The organism is Pseudoalteromonas sp. SG44-8 (assembly GCF_014164125.1).
Taxonomy (GTDB): Bacteria; Pseudomonadota; Gammaproteobacteria; order Enterobacterales; family Alteromonadaceae; genus Pseudoalteromonas; species Pseudoalteromonas rhizosphaerae.
In genome coordinates this window covers 93,121-114,634 of record NZ_JACJEQ010000010.1, presented here as the reverse complement: position 1 = coordinate 114,634, position 21,514 = coordinate 93,121, and the positions used below count along the sequence as shown (strand labels likewise).

Here is a 21,514-nt window from a genome sequence, read left to right as displayed (position 1 = left end):
AGCATACCGGAAACTGATAAGGAATATAGATGGCAACTGTAAGAGGCATGTTTCAGTCGGTATTTAGATTAATTGGGGTAGTATCAGCCTATTTTTTAGATACTGAGATTAAAAGTCTATTCTTCCATTTCTGTAAATGGATATTGGCACCAATAGGTGTAATGGTAATTATTGCATTGGTTTGGTTCTCTATCATGCAAGGTAACGAGCGTTCGTATTGCTTCAAGCATGGTATTAGTAAAGAAAATTGTGACCGTTTTATAAAAGACGGATATTAGTGTGTTACAAATACACATTACATTTTAGAGGTAGCAATGAGTTTTATATGTGCAGATTGCATTAATATTGAATCAATAAAAGTAGAAATCAGTAAAAAAACTGCTCATGACTTATGTTTCTATTGTGGTGATGAAAAAAAGTATATTGCTAGTAAAGAAGCTATTTTCGACCTTTTCGAATCTCGATTTATGGAATCTGTTATACCATTGTTTGAATGTAGTCCTATGGAAGTGGCTATGTTTTATCACGGAAATGATAGTTTGTACGTATCAGAGATTTGGGAGATGATAGACAATTTAGAAGTTGGCTCTGAACAATTACGAGATGATTTGACTGATCATATTATTGGGTCACTAAATACTGATGAAAATTTATTTGTCTACAATGATGGTACTCTCGAGCATAATGTTTATGAATCTAAATGGGCTGAATTTATAAAGTCTATTTCTTATAACCATAGGTTTTTTAATGATTCAGCAAAAGAGTTTTTGAATTCTTTATTTTCAATTATTCAAGAGAATGGCGTTATTATTGATGAAGTCATTCAAGAAATTAATCAAGATACCTCAATGTTTAGGGCAAGAGTTGCAAACTCGGCAAATGAAAGAGCTGAGATTTTCAGTGACCCAGCAAACCAACTTGGTCCAGTCCCACAAATATTAGCTACTGATCAACGAATGACACCTACTGGTATTTCAGCATTTTATGCTTCAAGTGACCGAAAGACATGCTTTAGCGAGGTTCGTGCTATAACTGGTGATAGCGTTATGTCGGCGGAGTTTAGGACAACAGATACTTTGAGGTTATTAGATTTAAGAAAATTAACAGAAATAAGTAAAATGCAGTTTTGTCCACTTGAAGCTGATTTTGTAGATAACTCTCATAAATCACAATTCATCAAACAATTAATATTCTTACTATCCAAGCCAGCATCTAAAAGAGGGACATCCACCTATCTTGAAACGCAAATTATATTTGAGTATTTACGCGTTAACTTTGGTGCTGATATACATGGTCTAGTTTTTAGCTCAGTGCAAACAGGAATGGAGGGGCTTAATGTTGTTTTATTTCCAGAACACTCTGAAGTACAGCCTTTTTATTATAACTCTCAAAAAGTAAGTGAGTGTAATGAACACCATAATAGTGAATATGAGTATTATCATTATACAGTGACGACTTCTGGTGATACGCCTAAGTCACAAACTAATAAAATGCTAAAGTTTGTAGAGGGTTCGATAAAGTTACATTACATAAAAGCTGTAAAAACAGAGGCAAGAGAATTTGATCTAGAAGTCACGCTAAAGTCGAAATAAAATTCCATACAAGGCATTTGAACACAACTAAAACTGTTGATTAGATTTCGCTCCATTACGCATAATAACCCGCGATTTCAGTCCGCTTATGACACATATATAACTGTCAGATTTGATAATTCCTATTAATCAAACCTGACACCTCAAGTTAAGACTTATTTTGCCAAGCTAAACAAAGTCTAAATAACTTTATTCATCATCTAGCTGTTCTTGCCAGTTTTCTGGGCGTTCGTCCTCACCGCGACTTTGCCAATAGGCATCGTTTTCAGGGTTAAGTTGGTCAGCGCGGTTGTCGATATCATGTTGAGACATAATTATATTACTCCGTTATTTTTGTTTTTTGCTGCCGCTCGTTGTGCTTTTGCTGCAAAGCTGCCTTTTTCAATAATTCCACCATTCGCTTTTGCTTCTTGGCGTTGAATTCTGCGGGCTGCGTCAGTTGTCATTGGGGTTTTATTGGTGCTCATGTGCACACTCCTTATATAGTTAATGATTATTAACAGAAGCCTCTGCTAACGAAACGGATTATGCATTGAATAATAAGCGCTGGGATGGGGGGGAAACCGTCCAAAATGATTTTTTATTAAAATAGCTATTAATTTTTATAAGTAGCTTTAATATAAGGGGATATTAGCTATATCGAATTTTATAAGTATTTATAACGAGTAAACGCACTGGGGAAAGTATGAATCAGGATGAATTAAAAAAGGTAGAGCTTCCAGCAATAGCGCAGTTGCAGCAACTTGGTTGGAAGTACATTAATGGATTAAACCTTTCTCCAGAGGCCGGAGCAAGGCCATACAATCGTGATGTTGTGCTTGTAGGGCAATTAAACGCGGCCATTAAGCGCATTAACCCGTGGATAAGCGATGAGAACTTAAAAAAAGTATCGCGTGAAGTTACTCACCCTTTTTTTGCTGGTTTAATGGAATATAACCATGCCTTTTACAAAACGTTAGTTAGCTACCAATCAGTAGAGCAAGATTTAGGTAAAGGCCGTAAAGGGCAAACCGTTAAAATTATTGATTTTGATAATATAGATAACAATGAATTTATTTGTACTAATCAGTTTAAGGTTGAAGGTGTTAACCAAAATATAATCCCAGATATAGTGTGTTTTGTTAATGGTATTCCGCTTGCGGTTATTGAATGTAAATCCCCTTATATAACAAGCCCCATGAGTGATGGAATTAACCAGTTAAGACGCTATGCTAACTTACGTCATCCAAATGATGACGAAGGTGCTGAAAAGTTATTTTGGTATAACCAACTTATGGTTTCTACCTGCCGAGACCAAGCTAAAGTAGGCACTATTAGCTCAAGCTCTCAACACTACGGTGACTGGAAAGATGCTTACCCGTTTACAGATAAAGAGCTTATTGTAGAAAATGGCACTGAAGGCGTTACAGCACAGCAGCGTTTATTAGCCGGCATGTTTAACCGAGAAGGCTTTTTAGACCTATTACAAAACTTTGTTATTTACGAAACTGTTGATGGCCGATTAATTAAAAAAGTAGCACGTTATCAGCAATACAGAGCTGTAAATAAGGTAATAGAGCGTCTTAAAAATGGCGAAACCCGTAGAGATAAATCGGGCGTAGTTTGGCATACGCAAGGCTCTGGTAAATCACTTACAATGGTTATGCTTGCGGTTAAAATGCGAAGAGACGCAGAGCTTCAGCAATATAAGCTTGTATTTGTTACTGATCGCACTCAATTAGACGAGCAGCTTTCATCTACGTTTAGAGACGCGCAAGGTGAAACGGTTTATAACGCTTCGTCTGTTACTAAATTAAGAGAGCTATTGAAAAAAGATTCATCTGATTTAGTAACTGCAATGGTACAAAAATTTCAGGAAGCTGAAAAAGAAGCTGCTAATGGCGACCCCGATAAAACATTTACAGATTTAAATACCAGCGAAAAAATTATTGTACTTGCCGATGAAGCGCACCGTACACAATTTGGTGGGCTAGCAATGGTAATTAATGCTGCTTTACCTAATGCACCTAAAATTGGCTTTACGGGAACACCCCTACTTAAAACTCAAAAAATGGGTCAAGCTTTTGGTGGGTATATTGATCAATACAAAATTAATGAAGCGGTTGAAGATGGCGCTACAGTAAGAATACTCTACGAAGGCAGAGAAGTAATTACTGATGTGTCGGGTAAGTCTCTCGATAAGCTTTTTGAAGAATACTTTGGTGACTACACTAAAGAAGAACAACGCGAGATTAAACAAAAATATGGTGTTGAGCGAGCTGTACGTGAAGCCCCCGCACGCATTCGATGGGTATGTATAGATTTACTAAAACATTACCGCGAGCATATCCAACCAGATGGCTTTAAAGCCATGATAGTAACCGGTAGCCGCCATGCCGCTGCGCTTTATAAAAAAACGTTAGATGAGTTAGGTGCTCCACCATCTGAAGTGATTATTTCAGGCGATCATAATGATGAAGCTTACATATCGCAGTACACCGATAAAGTTAAACAAAAAAAAGCGATTGATAACTTTCCCAAGCCATTAAATGAAAACTCGACTGCATTTTTAATTGTTAAAGACATGCTATTAACGGGCTTTGACGCACCAATTGCGCAAGTTATGTATATTGACCGCAAGCTACAAGACCATACTTTAATGCAGGCTATAGCGCGCGTTAACAGAACATACAAAGGCAAAACCTGTGGCTTTGTGGTTGATTATTACGGGCTTTCGCAGCATTTAACTGATGCGCTGGATATGTTTACCAGCGATGATGTAGACGGTACTTTTCAGTCATTAAAAGATGAAATTCCAAAGTTAAAAGCGGCCCATACTGTTGCGATGGGCTTTTTTAAAGGTGTACTTGTAAATGGCAAGGCTAGCACTGACGTTGATGACTATGTGCTGGTTTTAAAAGACGAAGCAATAAGATCGCAATTTGAAATGGCGTTTAAGCGTTTTGCTAAACAGATGAACGTTATTTTACCCGATAAGGCCGCATCTCCTTTTATTAAAGATTTAACCTTTTTAGGTAAAGTGCTGAATGCAGCAAGAGTACGCTACCGTGAGGAAGGGCTTGATTTATCGGGCGTTGGCGAAAAGGTTAGGCAACTAGTTGATGAGCACATTATCAGCACCGGTGTTGACCCTAAAATCCCTCCTGTGGATTTATTAGCTGCCAACTTTAAAGATAAACTTAAAGAAGTTAAATCAACTGAATCAAAAGCCTCTGAAGTTGAAAGTGCCATTAAGCACCATATTACCGTAAACCTTGAAGAAGACCCTGAATATTATAAATCACTAAGCTTAAGGTTAAGAGATATTATTGTGAAGAATGCTGGCAACTGGGAACGCCAGTTAGAGCTGCTACTTGATATGGTTGATAACATTGAGAGTGAGCACCAAAAAGCAGCCCAGGATATTGGTTTATCAGAAACCGAATACGCCTTTTATAATATTTTAACCGCTGAAGTATCTCAGGTAGCTGAAAATAAAGGCGGCTATGTAATTGATGAAACTGTGATGGAAGAAGTAAAAGCGACCACTCAAACATTAGTTAATACCTTTGATGAAGCGACTCAAATTGTTGATTTTTTCAATAAGCAAGATGAAGTAAAACGGATGAAAAAAGAGATTAAACGCGCCATTATCGATCAATCATTCGGTGAACCAAGTTTGGTTAAAGTAATACAGGAACGCTTTATGGAACTTGGAAAAACCAAGTTTGATAAGCGTTGAGTTAAAAAGGATCACCAATAATGTCAGCAACAATAAAAGTTAATAAAAGTGCTTTATTCGAAATGGTTTTAGCTGCCTTTGAAGCTTATGCTGTTAAGCATCAAGAACAAAAAAGTGTGTCAATAGAAACGTTTGCACACCTGTGGGGCACTATAAATAAGAGCCACCCTTTTAAATGTACAATTGAACATGTTTCTGTAGAAACATCTGCAAATCGAGATAGTGGCAGTGTATCGCCGGTTATGTCTTCGTTAGAAATAAAGAAAGATGTTGCGCAGGCATTTGGATTTGGATATTCATACATTGGTAGCTTTCATACTCATCCGTGGCTAAGAGATGAAGTTTATGGTGAGGATTTTTATGGTGAAAAGCTAAGGCTAAATAATACTAATACAATTCGCAAAAGAAAGTTTTATAACTTTAGCGATAGTGATCATATAGCAGAGGTTGATAACCCTGAAATTAGAATTGCTAATAAAAATTACTCTGTAGCTTTAGTTTTAACAATACATGCAGCTGAAAAAGCAGATGATAGAAAGGATGGTCGTATAGACAGCAGCTTAGTCGAGTTTTCGTTAGGTAATGTCAAAATGTGGTTAAAGGCACAGGTTTTTGAGCATAAGAAAACAGATGAACTATCTGATGAGGACAAGAAAAATTTAGATATTTATGATTTAACTCATCATAATAATTTTAATTCTAATTCCGAAACTATGCCTATACCTGTTAATACTTTTTTAGATTGCGAAGCATCTTTTTACCTTAAGAAGTTTGGGCGCTTAAGTATAAATGAAAGCAGTTCAAATTATTCAAATAGTGAGTTATCAGAGAAACGTTGGTTTAATGTTTAGAGCTTTAATTAAAGTATGAAAATGAATGAATCAGAGTATATAGAAAGTAATGGGTTTACTGCTCTCATAAAACGAACTAGCCGCATTAAGACTGCTTCTATAACTATCGAAAGTGGTGAAGTGTGTGTTGTTGTACCTCATGCTTTAGACAATGAAAGAATAATTAAACTACTTGATAATAAAAGACAGTGGATAAAAGATAAAATAGCCCTTCACTATGAAGCTCAGCCTACGAGCAATAAAGAGTTTGTTTCTGGCGAGTGTTTTTCATACCTTGGACGTAATTATCGATTAAAAGTAAATCAAGGATATTACAAACCAGCTAAATTGATTAATGGCCGTTTTAGTGTGACCTTATTTGCTGGTGCTAATAACGAAGATTTAATTAAAGAGTCATTACTTGCTTGGTACGAGAAGCATGCTGAGATTAAGTTTAACGAAAAAGTTAAACGCTACGCCGACATAATGAATGTTAAATATAACTCGGTGGGTATAAAGAATTATAAAAGTCGCTGGGGTAGCTGTACTGCTGAAGGTGATATTACCTTTAATTGGAAGGTAATAATGGCCCCTAACCGCATTGTAGACTACGTAGTAGTTCATGAGCTTTGCCATTTAATACACCATGACCACTCTCCAAAGTTTTGGCGCGAAGTAGAACGGTTTATGCCTGATTATTTAGAGTGTAAAGAATGGTTGAAGCACAATGGTGCAAGGTTAGAGCTTTGATGCATAGAAATTAGGCTCTTCATTTTTATTCAAGCATAATAATATTTAGAGCCTCACATCAAATTAAAAAACTGTTTAGTGGAGTTTTGCTCCATTTACTCTCTCACTAAAAAACCATTATATCAGCCTTAATATCTACAAAAATTTATGTATGATTCCTAGATTGTTTTTATAAACATAAAATTTGGCAATAAAACAAAAAAGCTCTGAATAAACAGAGCTTTAAGTTTTTAAATCAACATATATGATTTATGTATTCGTCAGAACGGGATATCGTCATCAAAATCGATAGGTGGTTCCATTGGATTTGATGCGCCGCCTTGCGGAGCACTTTGTGGCTTAGGTGCAAAACCACCTTGCGCTTGTCCACCACCTTGTGGAGCATAGCCGCCACCTTGGTATTGATTACTTTGCTGTGGTGCTGCCGCTGGTTGCTGACGAGCTGCTGGCGCTTGTTGTGGCGCTGGTGCATACCCACCGCTTTGCTGTGGTGCACTTTGCTGCTGAGCATACCCACCACCTTGTTGTGGTGCGCTTTGCTGCGGTGCACTCTGTTGTTGGCCGTAACCACCTTGAGATTGACCACCGTGGCTTTGCTGTTGGCCACCTTGGTAACCGCCACTTTGTTGGTCGCCACCACGGGCACCTAACATTTGCATTTGACCAGTGAAACCATCCACTACGATTTCAGTGGTGAATTTCTCTTGGCCTTGTTGGTCAGTCCATTTACGGGTTTGAAGTTTGCCTTCAACGTAAATTTGTGAACCTTTACGGCAATATTCACCAACAATTTCAGCTAACTTGCCAAAAAAAACAACACGGTGCCATTCTGTTTTATCAACCATTTGACCGGTGTTTTTGTCTTTATAGCTATCTGACGTAGCTAGAGTAATATTCGCTACACCATTGCCGTTAGGCATATAACGTACTTCTGGATCTTGACCTAAATTACCAACCAAGATTACTTTGTTCACACCGCGTGCCATGGACCTTTCTCCTATAAACGTTATATTAAACCAGCCACTTTGCGGGCTTGGTCTAGGTCAAATTCTTTATCATCAATCTTTAAATAACTGCGATTTTCATCACAGACTACTGTTGCTTCAATTACGCCTGGTAAAGCAACTAAACGAGAAGCAAGGGTTTGCGCTTGCTGCTCGTTACTTAATTTTGTCATTAAGCTTATCATTTTACTGCGTGGCGGGACTTGCATATTCCACGCAAGGATAAGCCATATTACCCCAACAACTGCGGCTGCGGCAAACACTGCTTGCGGCGTTGTTGATTGCGCAACGTAACCGCCTAAAATACCACCTAAAAATGCACCAAAAAATTGTCCTGACGAAAACACTCCCATCGCCGAGCCTTTTTGGCTAGCAGGTGCTAAGCGCGATACCAATGCCGGCATTGTCGCTTCTAAAAAGTTAAAGGCAACAAAATACGCCAGCATACACATCGCCATGCCGATGATTGAGTCAACACCAATTGCCATTGCCAACATACTTAGAGCGAGCACTGCGATAGAGCCAACAAATGCCTGTTTCTCTTTTTCTTTGCGGATCGCAATGATCATCACTGGCGCCATTAATAAAAATGCCAGTAATAAAACGGGAATATATACTTGCCAATGCGCTTGTGCTGCTAAACCTTTGGCAATTAACTGCCCTGGTAAGGCGACAAAAATCGTCGTCAAGGTCAAATGTAATAGCATCACCCCTAAATCTAAACGCGCTAATTGCGGGTGCTTAATGAGTTTTTTTATATCGCTAACGCTTGCTAAGGTATCGCCTTTGGGGGCTTTACTAACCGCTTTGGGGACCAAAAACAACACAATAAAAATACCCGCAACAGCCAAAATAGCAGTTAACCAGAACACTCCAGCAAGACCCCACGCTGCGGCAACCATTGGACCAAGTAACATAGCAATAGCAAAGCTCATGCCTATGCTCATACCAATCACGGCCATCACTTTTGGTCGTTGCTCATCGCGGCTCAAATCAGAAGCAAAAGCTAATAACGAGCTGGCAATTGCGCCCATCCCTTGTAATGCTCGCCCTAACGTGACCATTTGCATTGAATCAGCCGTGGCAGCAATCACCGAACCGATGGCAAAAACAGTTAAACCGCCAACAATGACTTTTTTACGGCCAATTTTATCCGATAACCAACCCATGGGAATTTGTAACACAGCTTGTGTTAAACCATAGGCGCCAATCGCAAAACCAATCCATATCGGTGAAAATCCTGATAATTCTTGCCCATAAATCGCCAATACTGGCATCAACATAAATAGGCCAAGCATACGAAATGCAAACACACTCGCTAAGGAAACTGCGGCGCGTTTTTCTCGTGAATTGAGTGAAGAAGCTGTCATGATTCGCGTGTTCTTGCTGTCTATTAAAATTTGAGCAGGGATTCTACCACAAGCTTACAGAGAAATAATCGTCCCAATGCGATGATTTTTCATTGATCAAGGATTAATCTTCGCACGTATTATGAGATACTCAGTAAATCAATTTGGTAATGAAACGAGATAGCATGGAAAACATTGAAGTCCGAGGCGCCCGCACGCACAATTTAAAAGACATCAGCCTAACCATTCCCCGTGATAAATTAATTGTTATCACCGGTCTATCTGGTTCGGGTAAATCGTCTTTAGCATTTGATACCTTATATGCAGAAGGGCAGCGTCGGTATGTAGAATCTTTATCGGCCTATGCCAGACAATTTTTATCTTTAATGGAAAAACCGGATGTTGATCATATTGAAGGGTTGTCGCCGGCAATTTCAATTGAACAAAAATCAACGTCACATAATCCCCGCTCCACCGTTGGCACCATTACCGAAATATATGATTACCTGCGCTTAATGTTTGCCCGTGTCGGTGAACCGCGTTGCCCTACTCACGATTTGCCACTCGCTGCACAAACTGTTAGCCAAATGGTCGACACTGTGCTGGCGTTCCCAGAGGGCAGCAAGCTGATGTTGCTAGCCCCTGTTGTGAAAGAGCGCAAAGGTGAGCACGTTAAGTTGTTAGAGCAACTAGCCAGCCAAGGTTATATTCGCGCCCGTATTGACGGGGAAGTATGCGACCTTTCTGATCCACCGACTTTAGAACTACATAAAAAACACACTATTGAAGTCGTGGTCGATCGTTTTAAAGTGAAAGATGGCTTACAACAGCGTTTAGCAGAATCGTTTGAAACCGCGTTAGAGCTGTCAGCCGGTGTAGCAACTATTGCATCGATGGATGACGCAAACGCCGAAGAGCTGCTGCTCTCCGCCAACTTCGCTTGCCCAACATGTGGCTACGCCATGACCGAACTTGAACCTCGGTTATTCTCATTTAATAATCCGGCAGGCGCATGCCAAAGTTGTGATGGTTTAGGGGTTCGTCAGTATTTCGACCCAAATCGAGTGATTCAAAACCCAGAGCTTAGTTTATCTGGCGGTGCCATAAAAGGCTGGGATAAACGCAGTTTTTACTATTTCCAGATGCTACAAGCCGTTGCTGAGCACTATAAATTTGATTTAGAAATGCCATTTCAGGAACTATCTAAAGATGCTAAAAAAATCATTTTAGACGGTTCTGGCGATACAAAAATTGCTTTTAACTACCGCAACGACCGTGGCGATCTGATCACTCGTAACCATGAGTTTGAAGGCGTGTTAAATAACATGAACCGCCGCTATCGTGAAACAGAATCAAATTCCGTGCGCGAAGAGCTGGCTAAATATCAAACCAGCCAAGCTTGCCCAAGTTGTAAAGGGTCGCGCCTTCGCCAAGAAGCGCGCAGTGTATTTATCGGTCAGACTAACTTACCCGCTATTACCAGTATGAGTATTGGTGAAGCGATGAGCTTTTTTGAGCAACTAAGCTTAACGGGCCAAAAAGGCCAGATAGCTGAGAAAATCTTAAAAGAAATTCGCGACCGTTTATCGTTTTTGATCAACGTAGGGCTAAATTATCTCTCTTTAGAGCGCAGTGCTGATACTTTATCTGGCGGTGAGGCTCAACGTATTCGCTTAGCCAGCCAAATTGGCGCAGGCTTAGTAGGCGTAATGTATGTACTTGATGAACCATCGATTGGTTTGCATCAACGTGATAATGACCGTTTACTGCAAACGCTAATCCATCTACGCGACTTAGGTAATACCGTGATTGTGGTAGAGCATGACGAAGATGCCATACGTGCCGCCGATCATATTATTGATATTGGTCCTGGAGCTGGTGTGCATGGCGGTTATATCATTGCCCAAGGTACTCGCGATGACATTTTAGCTAGCGAAGAGTCAGTAACAGGGCAATTTTTATCTGGCCGACGCAAAATTGAAGTTCCCAAAGAGCGTCATAAAATCAACGATAAGTGGTTAGAGCTGTTTGGCGCTAGCGGTAATAACTTAAAAAATGTCGATTTAAAAATACCTTTTGGTTTAATGACCTGTATTACTGGCGTATCAGGCTCTGGTAAGTCAACACTTATCAACGACACCTTATTTAAACTTGCTCATACCGAACTAAACGGAGCAACCACCGCCGAAGCCGCACCGTACAAATCAATTAGTGGCCTTGAGCATTTTGATAAAGTTATCGACATTGACCAAAGCCCGATTGGCCGTACCCCACGCTCAAACCCAGCCACATATACCGGTATTTTTACTGGCATTCGTGAACTGTTTGTGGGCACGCAAGAATCTCGCTCTCGTGGTTACAAAGTCGGTCGCTTTAGCTTTAATGTAAAAGGTGGCCGCTGTGAAGCTTGCCAAGGCGATGGCGTGATCAAAGTCGAAATGCACTTTTTACCTGATGTATATGTGCCATGTGATGTCTGTAAAGGGCAACGTTATAACCGTGAAACGTTAGAAGTGCAGTATAAAGGCAAAAACATCCATCAAGTATTAGAAATGACGGTGGAAGACGCACACGACTATTTTGATAAAATACCCGCCATTGCGCGTAAACTAAAAACCTTAATGGATGTGGGCTTGTCTTATATTCGCTTAGGCCAAGCCGCGACAACGCTCTCTGGTGGTGAAGCTCAACGGGTTAAACTCGCCCGCGAGTTATCTAAACGTGACACAGGTAAAACCTTATACATTTTAGATGAACCAACCACAGGCTTGCACTTTGCTGATATTGAACAATTATTAGTAGTATTGCATCGCCTGCGTGACCACGGTAATACGATTGTGGTTATTGAGCATAATCTTGATGTAATAAAAACAGCCGATTGGATCATTGATCTAGGTCCCGAAGGTGGTGCTGGCGGCGGTGAGATCCTCATTGCAGGCACGCCGGATGAAGTAGCCGAATGTGAGCGTTCACATACTGGCCACTATTTGAAACCCCTATTATCAAAATAGGGGTTTCGCTTTATGTACTAAGGTTGGCCGGTGTTAAGATACATAAAAATTGCCAGATGGCGTGCAAACAAACAGCTGAGGCAACAACAGCAAAATTTGCAACCTCATAAACTGCGCTTTTATGAGCAAGGTAAAGCTATTTGGTTTAATCTTAACACCGGGCAAAAGCTCTACTTATTGGCGTTAATCTGCCTAATCATCTTTCAAAGTGGTTGGCTATGCGCCAGTATCACTATCGTAGCGCTTACTATTGAGTTTTGGCCAAAGTTCAATAAGCTCTGGCATTCACTTGCTGGCAAAGCACTTATACTTATTTTCTATGCCAGTATCGCCAACTTTGTACTGGCCAATGCCAGTGGCATTGTAAATAATGTAACTCATGTTTCAGCAACACATTTTAATTACACCCACAATTTTGCCACGCTACTTTATTTACCACCCTGGGCGTTGGGCATCTCTCTATCGACATTACTATTATTACAATTGATATTGCCGTTCTATATTTTTATGCTCTTAATCATCAAACCGTTTGGTTCACAGCGGGTAAAGTTTATTAGCCAAAGCTATTCACCTTTACTTACAGCTTCTATACGGTTTTTTTTATCAACGATTGTAATAATCAATCTAATGTCTTTTGTTGATGACAAAGATACCGGTGCCGTTTTTGATGACATAGTAAGCAACTTCGTCAGCAGCAAGCAGCTCTCAAGTCGAGCACTAACAGAGCAACAAGAAGTTGAAGTTGTAGAAGAGCTCAGCCAAAAAATACATGGGCAACTACCAAGTGAAAATATTACCCAAACACCTCCCACACTGCCAGTAACTCCGACGGAAGAAGATGAAACCACTCAATCCGTACGATTATTCTTTAACACCAAAGGTTACTTTGAACGCAGCAAACGGTTAATTGCTATGTTTGCTTACACCTACGAAGCAGACCAATACTCCCATTGCAAAAAATCTGACGACAGTAAAGCGATTGAGATTAACGACTACGAAATTGTTGAAATTGCACCAGATAACAGCAAACCTTACGGTTACAGCTTTACGGTAAAAGCCTGCCAATCGCCGGGCATTAAAGCGCCATAGCTGGCTACGGAAAATACTAAAACCAGCGAATTAAAGTAAAACGGTAATCCCCATCGCGGGAGGTAAACCGCCCATTGCACTCCCCGTTAATAAAAAAGCGCTTGATGGGTGGTATGGAGCTGGAGATTAGAGATCTCCGGCTATCCGTTTATGCATTACCTACAGCACACTGTTCGGTTTTAGGCCAGTTCCACGCATACCAAACAGTAGAAATTGAAAGTAATATTTCAATAGCCGTTAGATATAAATAGAAACCCCATGTAGTTTCTAAGTTTACCGCAATAAGAAGGACGACGTATAAAGCAGGCATGATTATATTTAACCAGCGATTTATACTCGGTTTTAACACTAGGGTAAGAAATATCATTACACTTGGAACAGACATAAGTAGAGCTACGGCAAAGAACTCTAATTGAATCCCTTCTTTCGCTGATGTTACTTCCATCGCATTAGCTAAAACTCCAGGAACATAAATTTCAATATAATCACCATATACATAGCAAAACATAACAGCCACCCAAAGCGAGGATATTATTAGTTTTACGTTTATTGGGAAATCTTGAAAAACACTATTTGAATTATTAGTCGAACTCATTTGAACTCCGTTTTCTGAGTAATATATAACGATCCTGTTAATTTACTCATTTTAAATTTATTTTTATTGATGTATCAACCATAGTCGAGTTCCTATTTTGATTCAATTTTTAGTGATTTTCTAATTTGGTCGTCATTAATATTATTTGGGGTTTTAGATGACGATACAGGTTGTTTTTGTATCTTTTTTGAGGTTAGAAGGAATTAACGCTGTACTAGGTAATGACTATTTAGCTTCACGAGGTTTAACGTTACTGAAAAATATTTGGATAAATATTTATTACGGAAGATGAACCGCCTATACCACTTCTATATAATAAAAGTGCTTGATGGATGATGTAGACTCTGGAGTTTAGTGACCTCCGGCTATCTGATTAGGCTTTTTTGTAAACGAAAAAACGAAATATTAAAGCTGAAATAATGCTGCGAGACCAAACAACAACGAACCTTTATAAAACAAGCACGGTATAACAAATACACTTGGCAAAGCAGCGTAGTATAAATAAGAACCATTAGTATATTTGCTGATTACAAAATGGAGAGGGAATCCAATTACTAACCATCCAACAATAGAAATAAGCAAATACACACCGATGTATAGCAATAACGTAACAACAAAGCCTAAAGTATCGTTCTCTGATAATGATGTAAAACTATTAAATAAAGCGTAAATAGCAATACCTAGTCCCACATATAAGAGGCTTTTTAGTATTGCATCATCCCACCCGCCAAGACCCAATTTTTTTATCCTTAAATATAACATTTTAGTTTTTATGCAACACGCAGTTTATATTTTAGTGTCGCTCGTAGACTGAGGCGCTACATGCTCGATCTGTCAGAGTTGCTGTCGTTTATGCTAAGGGTTTTAAATTTATGGAAAGTCTTTTTAGTATAAACTAAATCAAACAAATGTAATTGTGTGCTTGTTGTATCTAAGCAGCCCCTGCACTGCTCAATATCTATTACTTTTCTATTGAACAGAATTTAGAGCATTAAAACAACAAAAAATTGATTGCCTACGCTCTTCATTGAGCTGTAATCGGTATATAGCAGTTACAAAAAAGCCAGATATTACGTTGTAGTTGGAACCATCTGGCTTTATATGATTAGTTATTAGCAAGCGTTACGGACGTGGAATAAATCCTAACGCGTTGTAAACAGACTTTAAGGTCACTTCTGCACGTGCGCTGGCTTTTTCAGCACCGGTTTTCATGATGTTGTTGAGCAATGCTTGATCTTCACGGATCTCTTTAAAGCGCGCTTGGATTGGCTCGATCATGCTTACTACTGCGTCAGCGGTGTCTTTTTTCAGATGACCATACATTTTGTCTTCGTATTCAGGCACTAACTCTTCAATTGAGCGCTTGGTTGCAACAGACATAAGTGTTAGTAAGTTTGATACGCCTGGTTTTTCAGTGCGATCAAAATAAATACGCGCTTGCTCGTCTGAATCGGTTACTGCTTTTTTAAGCTTTTTCTCGATCTTTTTTGGTTCGTCTAACATCATGATAAAACCATTTGGGTTTTCATCTGATTTAGACATTTTTTTCAGTGGATCTTGCAGGCTCATTACGCGCGCACCAAACTCTGGAATGTAAGGTTCTGGGATCGTGAAAACTTCACCATATAAGTTATTAAAGCGCGTTGCGATATCGCGTGTTAGTTCAAGGTGCTGCTTTTGATCATCACCTACTGGTACTTGCGCCGCTTGATAAAGTAAAATATCAGCTGCTTGTAATACCGGATAAGCAAACAAACCAACGTTTACGTTGCTGGTGTTCTTTGCTGACTTATCTTTGAACTGGGTCATGCGGTTAAGCTCGCCCATTTGCGCATAACAATTTAATACCCAACCTAGCTGTGCATGTTCAGGCACTTGCGACTGCACAAATAAAGCAGCTTTATCTGGATCAATACCACATGCAACATACAAAGCTATACCATCTAATACACGGGTTTTTAAAAGCTCTGGATCTTGGCGTAACGTAATCGCGTGCAAATCAGCTAACATAAAGTGGCTATCATACTCTTCCTGTAGCTTTACCCACTGGTTAATAGCGCCAACATAGTTGCCTATTGTCATTCCACCGGTTGGCTGCATGCCACTTAACACTACTGGTTTACTCATGATGTTCCTTTATATTACAAAAATAAAAAATGCTAAAATTAAAAAATCGCTTAACGCTGGGTAAGAACAGGTATTATATCTAAGAAATTCTCACAGAGGTACTGTGGATTCAAATCAGCAAGATTTTCACCTTGGTTATAACCATAATTAACGGCAAGTACGTCTATATGTGCCGCTTGCGCCGCTAAGATATCACTTTTTGAGTCACCAATCATAATTGCTTGACTCACTGGTACATTTAATTGCTGACAAGCAAATAAAAGAGGCTCTGGTGAAGGCTTTTTGGCCATGTCATCACCACACACTATCACTTCAAAATGACTGCTTAAAGCGAGCTTATCAAGTAGCTTTTCAGTAAAGCAGCGGGCTTTGTTAGTGATCAACGCTTTTGGTATACCACGTAACGCCGCAAGACCTGTTTCTACGTGTTGATAAAGCACACTGTATTCACCTACTTGTTGCTCATAATGACCATAAAAAAGCGCAATTGCTTTATCTGCTAATGCTGGATCTAGGTGTTCACTGACTTTCATGTCGCCACTGAGGCCTCGCTTAACCAGCATTTCAATGCCGTTACCAACCCAGCTTTGTACCAACCCCTGACTTACAATTGGAAAAGCTAAATCAGATAAAGTCAGATTCATCGCTATATATAAATCATAAACACTATCAACTAAAGTACCATCAAGATCAAATAAAGCGGCTTCATACTTCATTATTTTACATCCTCTAACTGGGCACGCATTTGTTCAATTACTTGTTGGTAATCTGGCTGATTAAAAATAGCAGAGCCGGCAACAAACATGTCAGCTCCGGCTTGAGCCGCCGCCGCAATATTATCGACTTTAATACCACCATCTACTTCTAAACGAATAGCACGACCTGAATCATCAATTATTTTCCGTGCTTGGCGTAGTTTTTCCAAAGTATGAGGAATAAAACTTTGACCGCCAAAACCTGGATTAACCGACATTAATAAAATCACATCAAGCTTATCAATTACATGTTCTAAATAGCTTAAACTCGTCGCAGGGTTAAAGACTAAACCAGCTTGGCAACCATGATCTTTGATCAGCTGCAAAGTGCGATCAATATGTTCACTCGCTTCAGGATGAAAAGTAATGATTGAAGCACCAGCATCAGCAAATTGCGGTATTAAACTATCGACCGGTTTAACCATTAAATGCACATCAATAGGCGCCGTAATACCATAATCACGCAGCGCTTTGCACACCATAGGCCCAATTGTTAAGTTTGGCACATAGTGATTATCCATCACATCAAAATGAACTACATCTGCACCAGAAGCTAAAACACGCTCAACATCTTCGCCCAAACGGGCAAAATCAGCAGATAAAATAGACGGGGCGATAAGGTACTTTTGTAGTGTTTCTAACATAAACAATCCTTAGTGATATTAAAAATGCGCAAAATAGCAGGGCCGATAATTGCCATAATGTAACCTAAATCAAGCTATTCCCCAAGAATCCCAGCTAATTAAAGCTTTAACTCTATTTGAAGTTTTGCAACGGTTATATTTTAAACAGCTAAATATAAACATTATTTTTACCTTAACCTTTTAATTTTATTAATTTTTTATATTTGTTAAGGATAAATTAAGTTTGTTATTTGAGCATTTTTTATGTATGCTCTAGTGAGTAACACTATTATGGACTTAGTAAAATGCGTGCTTTTAAAATCGGGATCTTAACTGCGGCTGCTATAACTATCGGTACACTAAGCTATTTTTCAAAAAGTGATAATACACTTATCGCAGCTAACGATTGCGAATGTAGCTCAGGCCATTTAAAAATTAATAATGCAGTGCAATGTATGAAGGTCGAACAAGAATCAAGTTGGATGTCATGGATCACTGGTGATAGTCGCAGTGCACAATTTCATTATTTAGATTTACTTGAATTATTAACCAGCTCAGACGAACCACAAAAAGCACGTTCACTTAGTCCTAGGTTCTAGTAAAGTGCGGCAACTGATCAGCGCTATACAAAGTGTTGTTGCGGCATTTTTTGGTGTGCAATCTGAGCACAAGCGTCACGCTGACTTTAAACAACACTCGCCTACCAGTATTATTATCATCGCTATTATTTTATTTATATTTTTTGTAACCGCTATCTATGGCGTGGTGACTTGGGTGCTAAGTACATAGCCATCAACTCATTGACTTTATTGCGCGAACCACCTTTTGGACTAATCGTCCGCTTAACTTGAATTTCAGCTAACGTTGCTTGGCTATATATTTTACGTGTCCATACAGTGTCATGATTCGAGATCAATACCGGTGTTTTGTTTTCAAATGCCGCTTGCTCAGCTAAATTAGCTAGATTCGCCTGATCATCTAAATTAAAGCCACCCTTAGCATAAGAGGTAAACGACGCCGTTTTACTCAAAGGAACATAAGGTGGATCGCAATAGATCACTGCGTTATCGGGTACTAATTTAAATACATCGTCATAACCTAAACAAGTAAACGTGGCTTGTTGCGCTTTTTCGGCAAAAAAGTACATTTCTTTTTCAGGAAAATACGGACGTTTATACTTACCGAACGGAACATTAAAAATTCCTTTCAGGTTATAGCGGCATAAACCGTTGTAGCCGTGGCGATTCATATATAAAAATAAGATCGCTCGCTCGTAAATGTCATTACTTTGATTAAACTGTACGCGATAATCATAATATGCGTCAGGCTGATTGTTTAAATCAACAAACAGCTTTTTAGCATCGCTGATGAATTCATCTGGAGAGTTTTTTAATTCGTTATACAAGTTAATGAGATCAGCATTAATATCATTAAGAATATAATCTTTAAAATCTGTGTTTAAAAATACCGAGCCAGCACCAACAAACGGTTCAACTAAGGTATCAGCGTGTTTGCTCGCTTCATTTAAGCGCGCGCTAATATCTTCAACTAAGCTGTATTTTCCGCCAGCCCATTTAAGGAAGGCTCTGGTCTTTTTCTGCATCGGCTCTTTACTTCAAACTGGTGTGCCGCGATTTTACACTAAACAGTGTAAATTTACTGATCTAGTAACGCGATTTCTTGTTTTATTTTACTGATTTTTTTATAAAACGGCTGATTTTTACGCACCGCTTCAGGTAGGCTTGCTAGCACTTCGCGAGCAGCATTTAAGTTATCAAAGCTGCCATAGGTTACCACCCACCAAATTTTATCGTTGCGGCGTGTTTGATAGACTTTACCAAGTACTTGCAGCGACTGTTTAGCAACAAACTGCTCGGCGATTGTTTGCTGAGTTACCGCTAGTAACTGGATCACGACCTTACTATCCGGCTGTTGTAGATACCAAGCATTATCTGCTGGCATAATTTGCTGCGCTTGAGGAACAGGCTCTACCACAGTGGGTTCTTCAGCCAAGCTAGTCGTGATATCAACAGGCTCTGCAACTGGCGCTAAACTATCGAGTATTGCCGCAACATTATTTTCCTGAGTAGGATTATCAATAAGCGGCTTGTCTTGCTCTGGTTGAGCTTGTTGATCAGCTGATTGAGCATCTGCAGCTTCTACTTGTGAGGAATCTATTGTCACCGCTGGTTCTGTTACAGCTTGCTTTAAAGTATCGACTGCGATTGCCGTCGCCACTGGAGTTTCAGGTTGTGGCTGATAAAAATCATACCACCAACGGGTCATATCAGATTTATATAAAAAGCCAATGATGAGTAACATAATAATCACTAGCAGCGTTATTAAATGTACTCGCCAAGATACTTTATCAGTGACTACAACCTTAGCTGTATGCTGTGTTGGTTGCCACGCTAACAATAAACTCGGATTACCGTGTGCTTCGCGCAAAAAGGTTTGAAATACCGGGTCTTCATCATAAGGTAAATCATTAAAATAGCACTTCATCAACTGTTTACTTTCTGCTATTGAAAGTGCTTCAAGATGAATTTCAACAGCGCTTTTAAATTGCCCCACTGATTGCGATGCCAGTAAGACATATAAAGTAGTAGGACTATGCTTGGTAAGCGCTGTTAACTCTTCGACCATTTCTTCAGATAAATGCCGTCCACCATCTAACACCCATAAACATGGACCACAGTTTTGCTGTTTAGCTAGTTGGTAGAAATTTTCTGACAGGCTTAGGTTTTGATCAATTAACGGCGAGCGGAAGCTTTGTTCCAGTAACTCACTCATCAATTGCATATCACTCATACGCGCACTTAGCTGCACAAATGACTTATTAAAATCACTGTATTTATCAGTAATGAAGGTTTCGAGAAGATAACTTTTACCAAGTCCAGAAGGACCCAGTAAGACAATTAAATTTTGCCCATATTCAAACTGTAGGGCAATCCGATCAACCAAAGCCGCACGGCTAGGTAAGATTTGCGATTGCATTAGCGCCCTATTAAATCTCGGACCTGTTGATCTGAGACATCATCAACCAACGCGCATTGACCAAACTGAGTAGGAAGAATAAAACGGATCGTGCCTTTTTTATTCTTTTTATCTTTACGCATATGATGAAGGAAATGTTCAGCAGTCATCACATCAGGGATCTCACTAGGCAAATTATATTGCGCTATTAAGGTAACGATCCTTGCAACTTCTTGTGCACTTAAATCACCACGAGTATGAGCTAGCTGTGCTGCTAATACCATGCCAGTGGCAACAGCTTCACCATGTAGCCATTGGCCGTATCCCATTTGCGCTTCGATAGCATGTGCAAAGGTATGGCCTAAATTAAGTAACGCTCGTAGTCCTGCTTCTTTTTCATCCTGAGCGACAATCAGTGCTTTAATTTCACAACAACGAAAAATCACATGCTGAATGGTTTCTTCATCCAAAGCCTGTAATTGCGCGGTGTTGTTTTCTAGAAAAGTAAATAATTCTGTATCGTAAATTAAGCCATATTTAATAACTTCAGCCATACCGGCTGCAAATTCACGAGCAGGAAGTGTATGCAATGATTGAGTATCAATAAACACGGCTTGCGGCTGATAAAAAGCCCCAATCATGTTTTTACCCAAAGGATGGTTAACCGCCGTTTTACCGCCAACTGATGAATCAACTTGCGATAATAAGGTAGTGGGTACTTGAATAAACGGTACTCCGCGTTGATAGCAGGCCGCAACAAAACCAGTCAGATCACCGACCACACCACCACCAAGGGCGATTAAGCAAGTATCTCTGCCGCAATTGTTTTCAAGCAAAAAAGCCGAAATTTTCTCAAACCATTCCAGTGATTTATATTGCTCACCATCAGGAATAATAAAACTTAGCGGATTTAAATCAGCTAATAACGCCATTGCATCGCTTAAGTACAAAGGTGCAATGGTGTCATTAGTGATAATGATAGGTCGACAATCACCAATATGATGATGCAGCCTGTCAGTCTGTTGAAGAGCAGATTGACCAATATAAATAGGATAACTTCGCTCGTCTAAATTAACTGTTAATTCAAGCATC

At 39.5% G+C, this 21,514-nt stretch carries 21 protein-coding genes; 9 read left to right on the top strand and 12 right to left on the bottom strand.

Translation table 11 applies throughout. The features are described 5' to 3' along the window. Positions 1 to 29: 29 nt before the first annotated feature. Positions 30 to 278 carry a hypothetical protein gene (locus H5163_RS10525; RefSeq protein WP_138554511.1) on the top strand — a complete coding sequence of 83 codons (249 nt, stop codon included), beginning with the start codon at positions 30 to 32 and terminating at the stop codon, positions 276 to 278. A 36-nt stretch (positions 279 to 314) separates the two neighbouring features. Next, positions 315 to 1,592, top strand: coding sequence for an RES family NAD+ phosphorylase (locus H5163_RS10520; protein ID WP_182735087.1), 1,278 nt, complete (start codon positions 315 to 317; stop codon positions 1,590 to 1,592). Positions 1,593 to 1,781: 189 nt separating this feature from the next. On the opposite strand, the gene H5163_RS21305 is transcribed toward H5163_RS10520, so the two are convergent. Together H5163_RS21305 and H5163_RS10515 are read right to left on the bottom strand one after the other, a co-directional pair. Next, positions 1,782 to 1,904, bottom strand: a complete 123-nt coding sequence (locus H5163_RS21305; protein WP_259399802.1) for a hypothetical protein — start codon at positions 1,902 to 1,904, stop codon at positions 1,782 to 1,784. A 2-nt stretch (positions 1,905 to 1,906) separates the two neighbouring features. Next, positions 1,907 to 2,059 carry a hypothetical protein gene (locus tag H5163_RS10515; RefSeq protein WP_138554509.1) on the bottom strand — a complete coding sequence of 51 codons (153 nt, stop codon included), beginning with the start codon at positions 2,057 to 2,059 and terminating at the stop codon, positions 1,907 to 1,909. A gap of 218 nt (positions 2,060 to 2,277) precedes the next feature. Here H5163_RS10515 and H5163_RS10510 point away from each other — a divergent pair, with 218 nt between their 5' ends. The 3 genes from H5163_RS10510 to H5163_RS10500 are packed head-to-tail and all read left to right on the top strand — an operon-like array spanning position 2,278 to position 6,893. Next, complete coding sequence (locus tag H5163_RS10510; RefSeq protein ID WP_182735086.1) at positions 2,278 to 5,313, top strand: type I restriction endonuclease subunit R; 3,036 nt, start codon at positions 2,278 to 2,280, stop codon at positions 5,311 to 5,313. A gap of 20 nt (positions 5,314 to 5,333) precedes the next feature. Further along, entirely contained in the window at positions 5,334 to 6,164 is an 831-nt protein-coding gene (locus H5163_RS10505; RefSeq protein ID WP_182735085.1) for a hypothetical protein, read from the top strand. Positions 6,165 to 6,185: 21 nt separating this feature from the next. Further along, positions 6,186 to 6,893 (top strand): M48 family metallopeptidase, encoded by a 708-nt coding sequence (locus tag H5163_RS10500; RefSeq protein ID WP_220494572.1) that lies wholly within the window; start codon positions 6,186 to 6,188, stop codon positions 6,891 to 6,893. Between the two features lie 260 nt (positions 6,894 to 7,153). Here H5163_RS10500 and ssb read toward each other — a convergent pair whose 3' ends face one another. Beyond that, positions 7,154 to 7,879, bottom strand: coding sequence for a single-stranded DNA-binding protein (gene ssb / locus H5163_RS10495; RefSeq protein WP_182735083.1), 726 nt, complete (start codon positions 7,877 to 7,879; stop codon positions 7,154 to 7,156). A gap of 20 nt (positions 7,880 to 7,899) precedes the next feature. Beyond that, complete coding sequence (locus H5163_RS10490; RefSeq protein ID WP_182735082.1) at positions 7,900 to 9,267, bottom strand: MFS transporter; 1,368 nt, start codon at positions 9,265 to 9,267, stop codon at positions 7,900 to 7,902. Between the two features lie 164 nt (positions 9,268 to 9,431). On the opposite strand from H5163_RS10490, the gene uvrA reads away from it, so the two are divergent. Both uvrA and H5163_RS10480 read left to right on the top strand, forming a co-directional pair. Next, positions 9,432 to 12,257, top strand: coding sequence for an excinuclease ABC subunit UvrA (uvrA, locus tag H5163_RS10485; RefSeq protein WP_182735081.1), 2,826 nt, complete (start codon positions 9,432 to 9,434; stop codon positions 12,255 to 12,257). Positions 12,258 to 12,287: 30 nt separating this feature from the next. Next, positions 12,288 to 13,346, top strand: coding sequence for a hypothetical protein (locus tag H5163_RS10480; RefSeq protein ID WP_182735080.1), 1,059 nt, complete (start codon positions 12,288 to 12,290; stop codon positions 13,344 to 13,346). Between the two features lie 148 nt (positions 13,347 to 13,494). Here the strand turns inward: H5163_RS10480 and H5163_RS10475 are convergent, their stop codons facing one another. The 5 genes from H5163_RS10475 to rpe form a co-directional block, all read right to left on the bottom strand. Next, entirely contained in the window at positions 13,495 to 13,941 is a 447-nt protein-coding gene (locus H5163_RS10475) for a DUF6326 family protein (RefSeq protein WP_182735079.1), read from the bottom strand. Between the two features lie 405 nt (positions 13,942 to 14,346). After that, positions 14,347 to 14,679, bottom strand: coding sequence for a hypothetical protein (locus tag H5163_RS10470; protein ID WP_259399801.1), 333 nt, complete (start codon positions 14,677 to 14,679; stop codon positions 14,347 to 14,349). A 384-nt stretch (positions 14,680 to 15,063) separates the two neighbouring features. Then, complete coding sequence (gene trpS, locus H5163_RS10465; protein ID WP_182735078.1) at positions 15,064 to 16,068, bottom strand: tryptophan--tRNA ligase; 1,005 nt, start codon at positions 16,066 to 16,068, stop codon at positions 15,064 to 15,066. A gap of 50 nt (positions 16,069 to 16,118) precedes the next feature. Then, complete coding sequence (locus H5163_RS10460) at positions 16,119 to 16,784, bottom strand: HAD-IA family hydrolase (protein WP_182735077.1); 666 nt, start codon at positions 16,782 to 16,784, stop codon at positions 16,119 to 16,121. After that, positions 16,784 to 17,467, bottom strand: coding sequence for a ribulose-phosphate 3-epimerase (gene rpe / locus H5163_RS10455; protein ID WP_182735076.1), 684 nt, complete (start codon positions 17,465 to 17,467; stop codon positions 16,784 to 16,786). The genes H5163_RS10460 and rpe overlap by 1 nt, the downstream gene beginning before the upstream one ends. A 284-nt stretch (positions 17,468 to 17,751) precedes the next feature. Here rpe and H5163_RS10450 point away from each other — a divergent pair, with 284 nt between their 5' ends. Both H5163_RS10450 and H5163_RS10445 read left to right on the top strand, forming a co-directional pair. Further along, positions 17,752 to 18,045, top strand: a complete 294-nt coding sequence (locus H5163_RS10450) for a hypothetical protein (RefSeq protein WP_145238548.1) — start codon at positions 17,752 to 17,754, stop codon at positions 18,043 to 18,045. A gap of 4 nt (positions 18,046 to 18,049) precedes the next feature. Further along, the gene (locus H5163_RS10445) at positions 18,050 to 18,235 is read left to right on the top strand and encodes a DUF2970 domain-containing protein (protein ID WP_145238545.1); all 186 of its coding nucleotides are present in this window, start codon (positions 18,050 to 18,052) and stop codon (positions 18,233 to 18,235) included. On the opposite strand, the gene H5163_RS10440 is transcribed toward H5163_RS10445, so the two are convergent. The 3 genes from H5163_RS10440 to aroB are packed head-to-tail and all read right to left on the bottom strand — an operon-like array spanning position 18,198 to position 21,513. Continuing rightward, positions 18,198 to 19,049: a Dam family site-specific DNA-(adenine-N6)-methyltransferase gene (locus H5163_RS10440; protein WP_149982636.1), complete on the bottom strand. Its 852-nt coding sequence runs from the start codon at positions 19,047 to 19,049 to the stop codon at positions 18,198 to 18,200. The genes H5163_RS10445 and H5163_RS10440 overlap by 38 nt on opposite strands. A gap of 53 nt (positions 19,050 to 19,102) precedes the next feature. Next, positions 19,103 to 20,443: an AAA family ATPase gene (locus tag H5163_RS10435; RefSeq protein ID WP_182735075.1), complete on the bottom strand. Its 1,341-nt coding sequence runs from the start codon at positions 20,441 to 20,443 to the stop codon at positions 19,103 to 19,105. Next, a complete protein-coding gene (aroB, locus tag H5163_RS10430; RefSeq protein WP_182735074.1) occupies positions 20,443 to 21,513 on the bottom strand; it encodes a 3-dehydroquinate synthase in 1,071 nt (356 codons plus the stop codon). Before aroB ends, H5163_RS10435 begins: the two co-directional genes overlap by 1 nt. Between the last annotated feature and the right edge of the window lies 1 nt (position 21,514).

Bases quoted from the DNA above. Each gene is read 5' to 3' on its own strand.
- H5163_RS10525 (WP_138554511.1), top strand. From the start codon at position 30: ATGGCAACTGTAAGAGGCATGTTTCAGTCGGTATTTAGATTAATTGGG.
- H5163_RS10520 (WP_182735087.1), top strand. From the start codon at position 315: ATGAGTTTTATATGTGCAGATTGCATTAATATTGAATCAATAAAAGTA.
- H5163_RS21305 (WP_259399802.1), bottom strand. From the start codon at position 1,904: ATGTCTCAACATGATATCGACAACCGCGCTGACCAACTTAACCCTGAA.
- H5163_RS10515 (WP_138554509.1), bottom strand. From the start codon at position 2,059: ATGAGCACCAATAAAACCCCAATGACAACTGACGCAGCCCGCAGAATT.
- H5163_RS10510 (WP_182735086.1), top strand. From the start codon at position 2,278: ATGAATCAGGATGAATTAAAAAAGGTAGAGCTTCCAGCAATAGCGCAG.
- H5163_RS10505 (WP_182735085.1), top strand. From the start codon at position 5,334: ATGTCAGCAACAATAAAAGTTAATAAAAGTGCTTTATTCGAAATGGTT.
- H5163_RS10500 (WP_220494572.1), top strand. From the start codon at position 6,186: ATGAATGAATCAGAGTATATAGAAAGTAATGGGTTTACTGCTCTCATA.
- ssb (WP_182735083.1), bottom strand. From the start codon at position 7,879: ATGGCACGCGGTGTGAACAAAGTAATCTTGGTTGGTAATTTAGGTCAA.
- H5163_RS10490 (WP_182735082.1), bottom strand. From the start codon at position 9,267: ATGACAGCTTCTTCACTCAATTCACGAGAAAAACGCGCCGCAGTTTCC.
- uvrA (WP_182735081.1), top strand. From the start codon at position 9,432: ATGGAAAACATTGAAGTCCGAGGCGCCCGCACGCACAATTTAAAAGAC.
- H5163_RS10475 (WP_182735079.1), bottom strand. From the start codon at position 13,941: ATGAGTTCGACTAATAATTCAAATAGTGTTTTTCAAGATTTCCCAATA.
- trpS (WP_182735078.1), bottom strand. From the start codon at position 16,068: ATGAGTAAACCAGTAGTGTTAAGTGGCATGCAGCCAACCGGTGGAATG.
- H5163_RS10460 (WP_182735077.1), bottom strand. From the start codon at position 16,784: ATGAAGTATGAAGCCGCTTTATTTGATCTTGATGGTACTTTAGTTGAT.
- rpe (WP_182735076.1), bottom strand. From the start codon at position 17,467: ATGTTAGAAACACTACAAAAGTACCTTATCGCCCCGTCTATTTTATCT.
- H5163_RS10450 (WP_145238548.1), top strand. From the start codon at position 17,752: ATGCGTGCTTTTAAAATCGGGATCTTAACTGCGGCTGCTATAACTATC.
- H5163_RS10440 (WP_149982636.1), bottom strand. From the start codon at position 19,049: ATGCAGAAAAAGACCAGAGCCTTCCTTAAATGGGCTGGCGGAAAATAC.
- H5163_RS10435 (WP_182735075.1), bottom strand. From the start codon at position 20,443: ATGCAATCGCAAATCTTACCTAGCCGTGCGGCTTTGGTTGATCGGATT.
- aroB (WP_182735074.1), bottom strand. From the start codon at position 21,513: ATGCTTGAATTAACAGTTAATTTAGACGAGCGAAGTTATCCTATTTAT.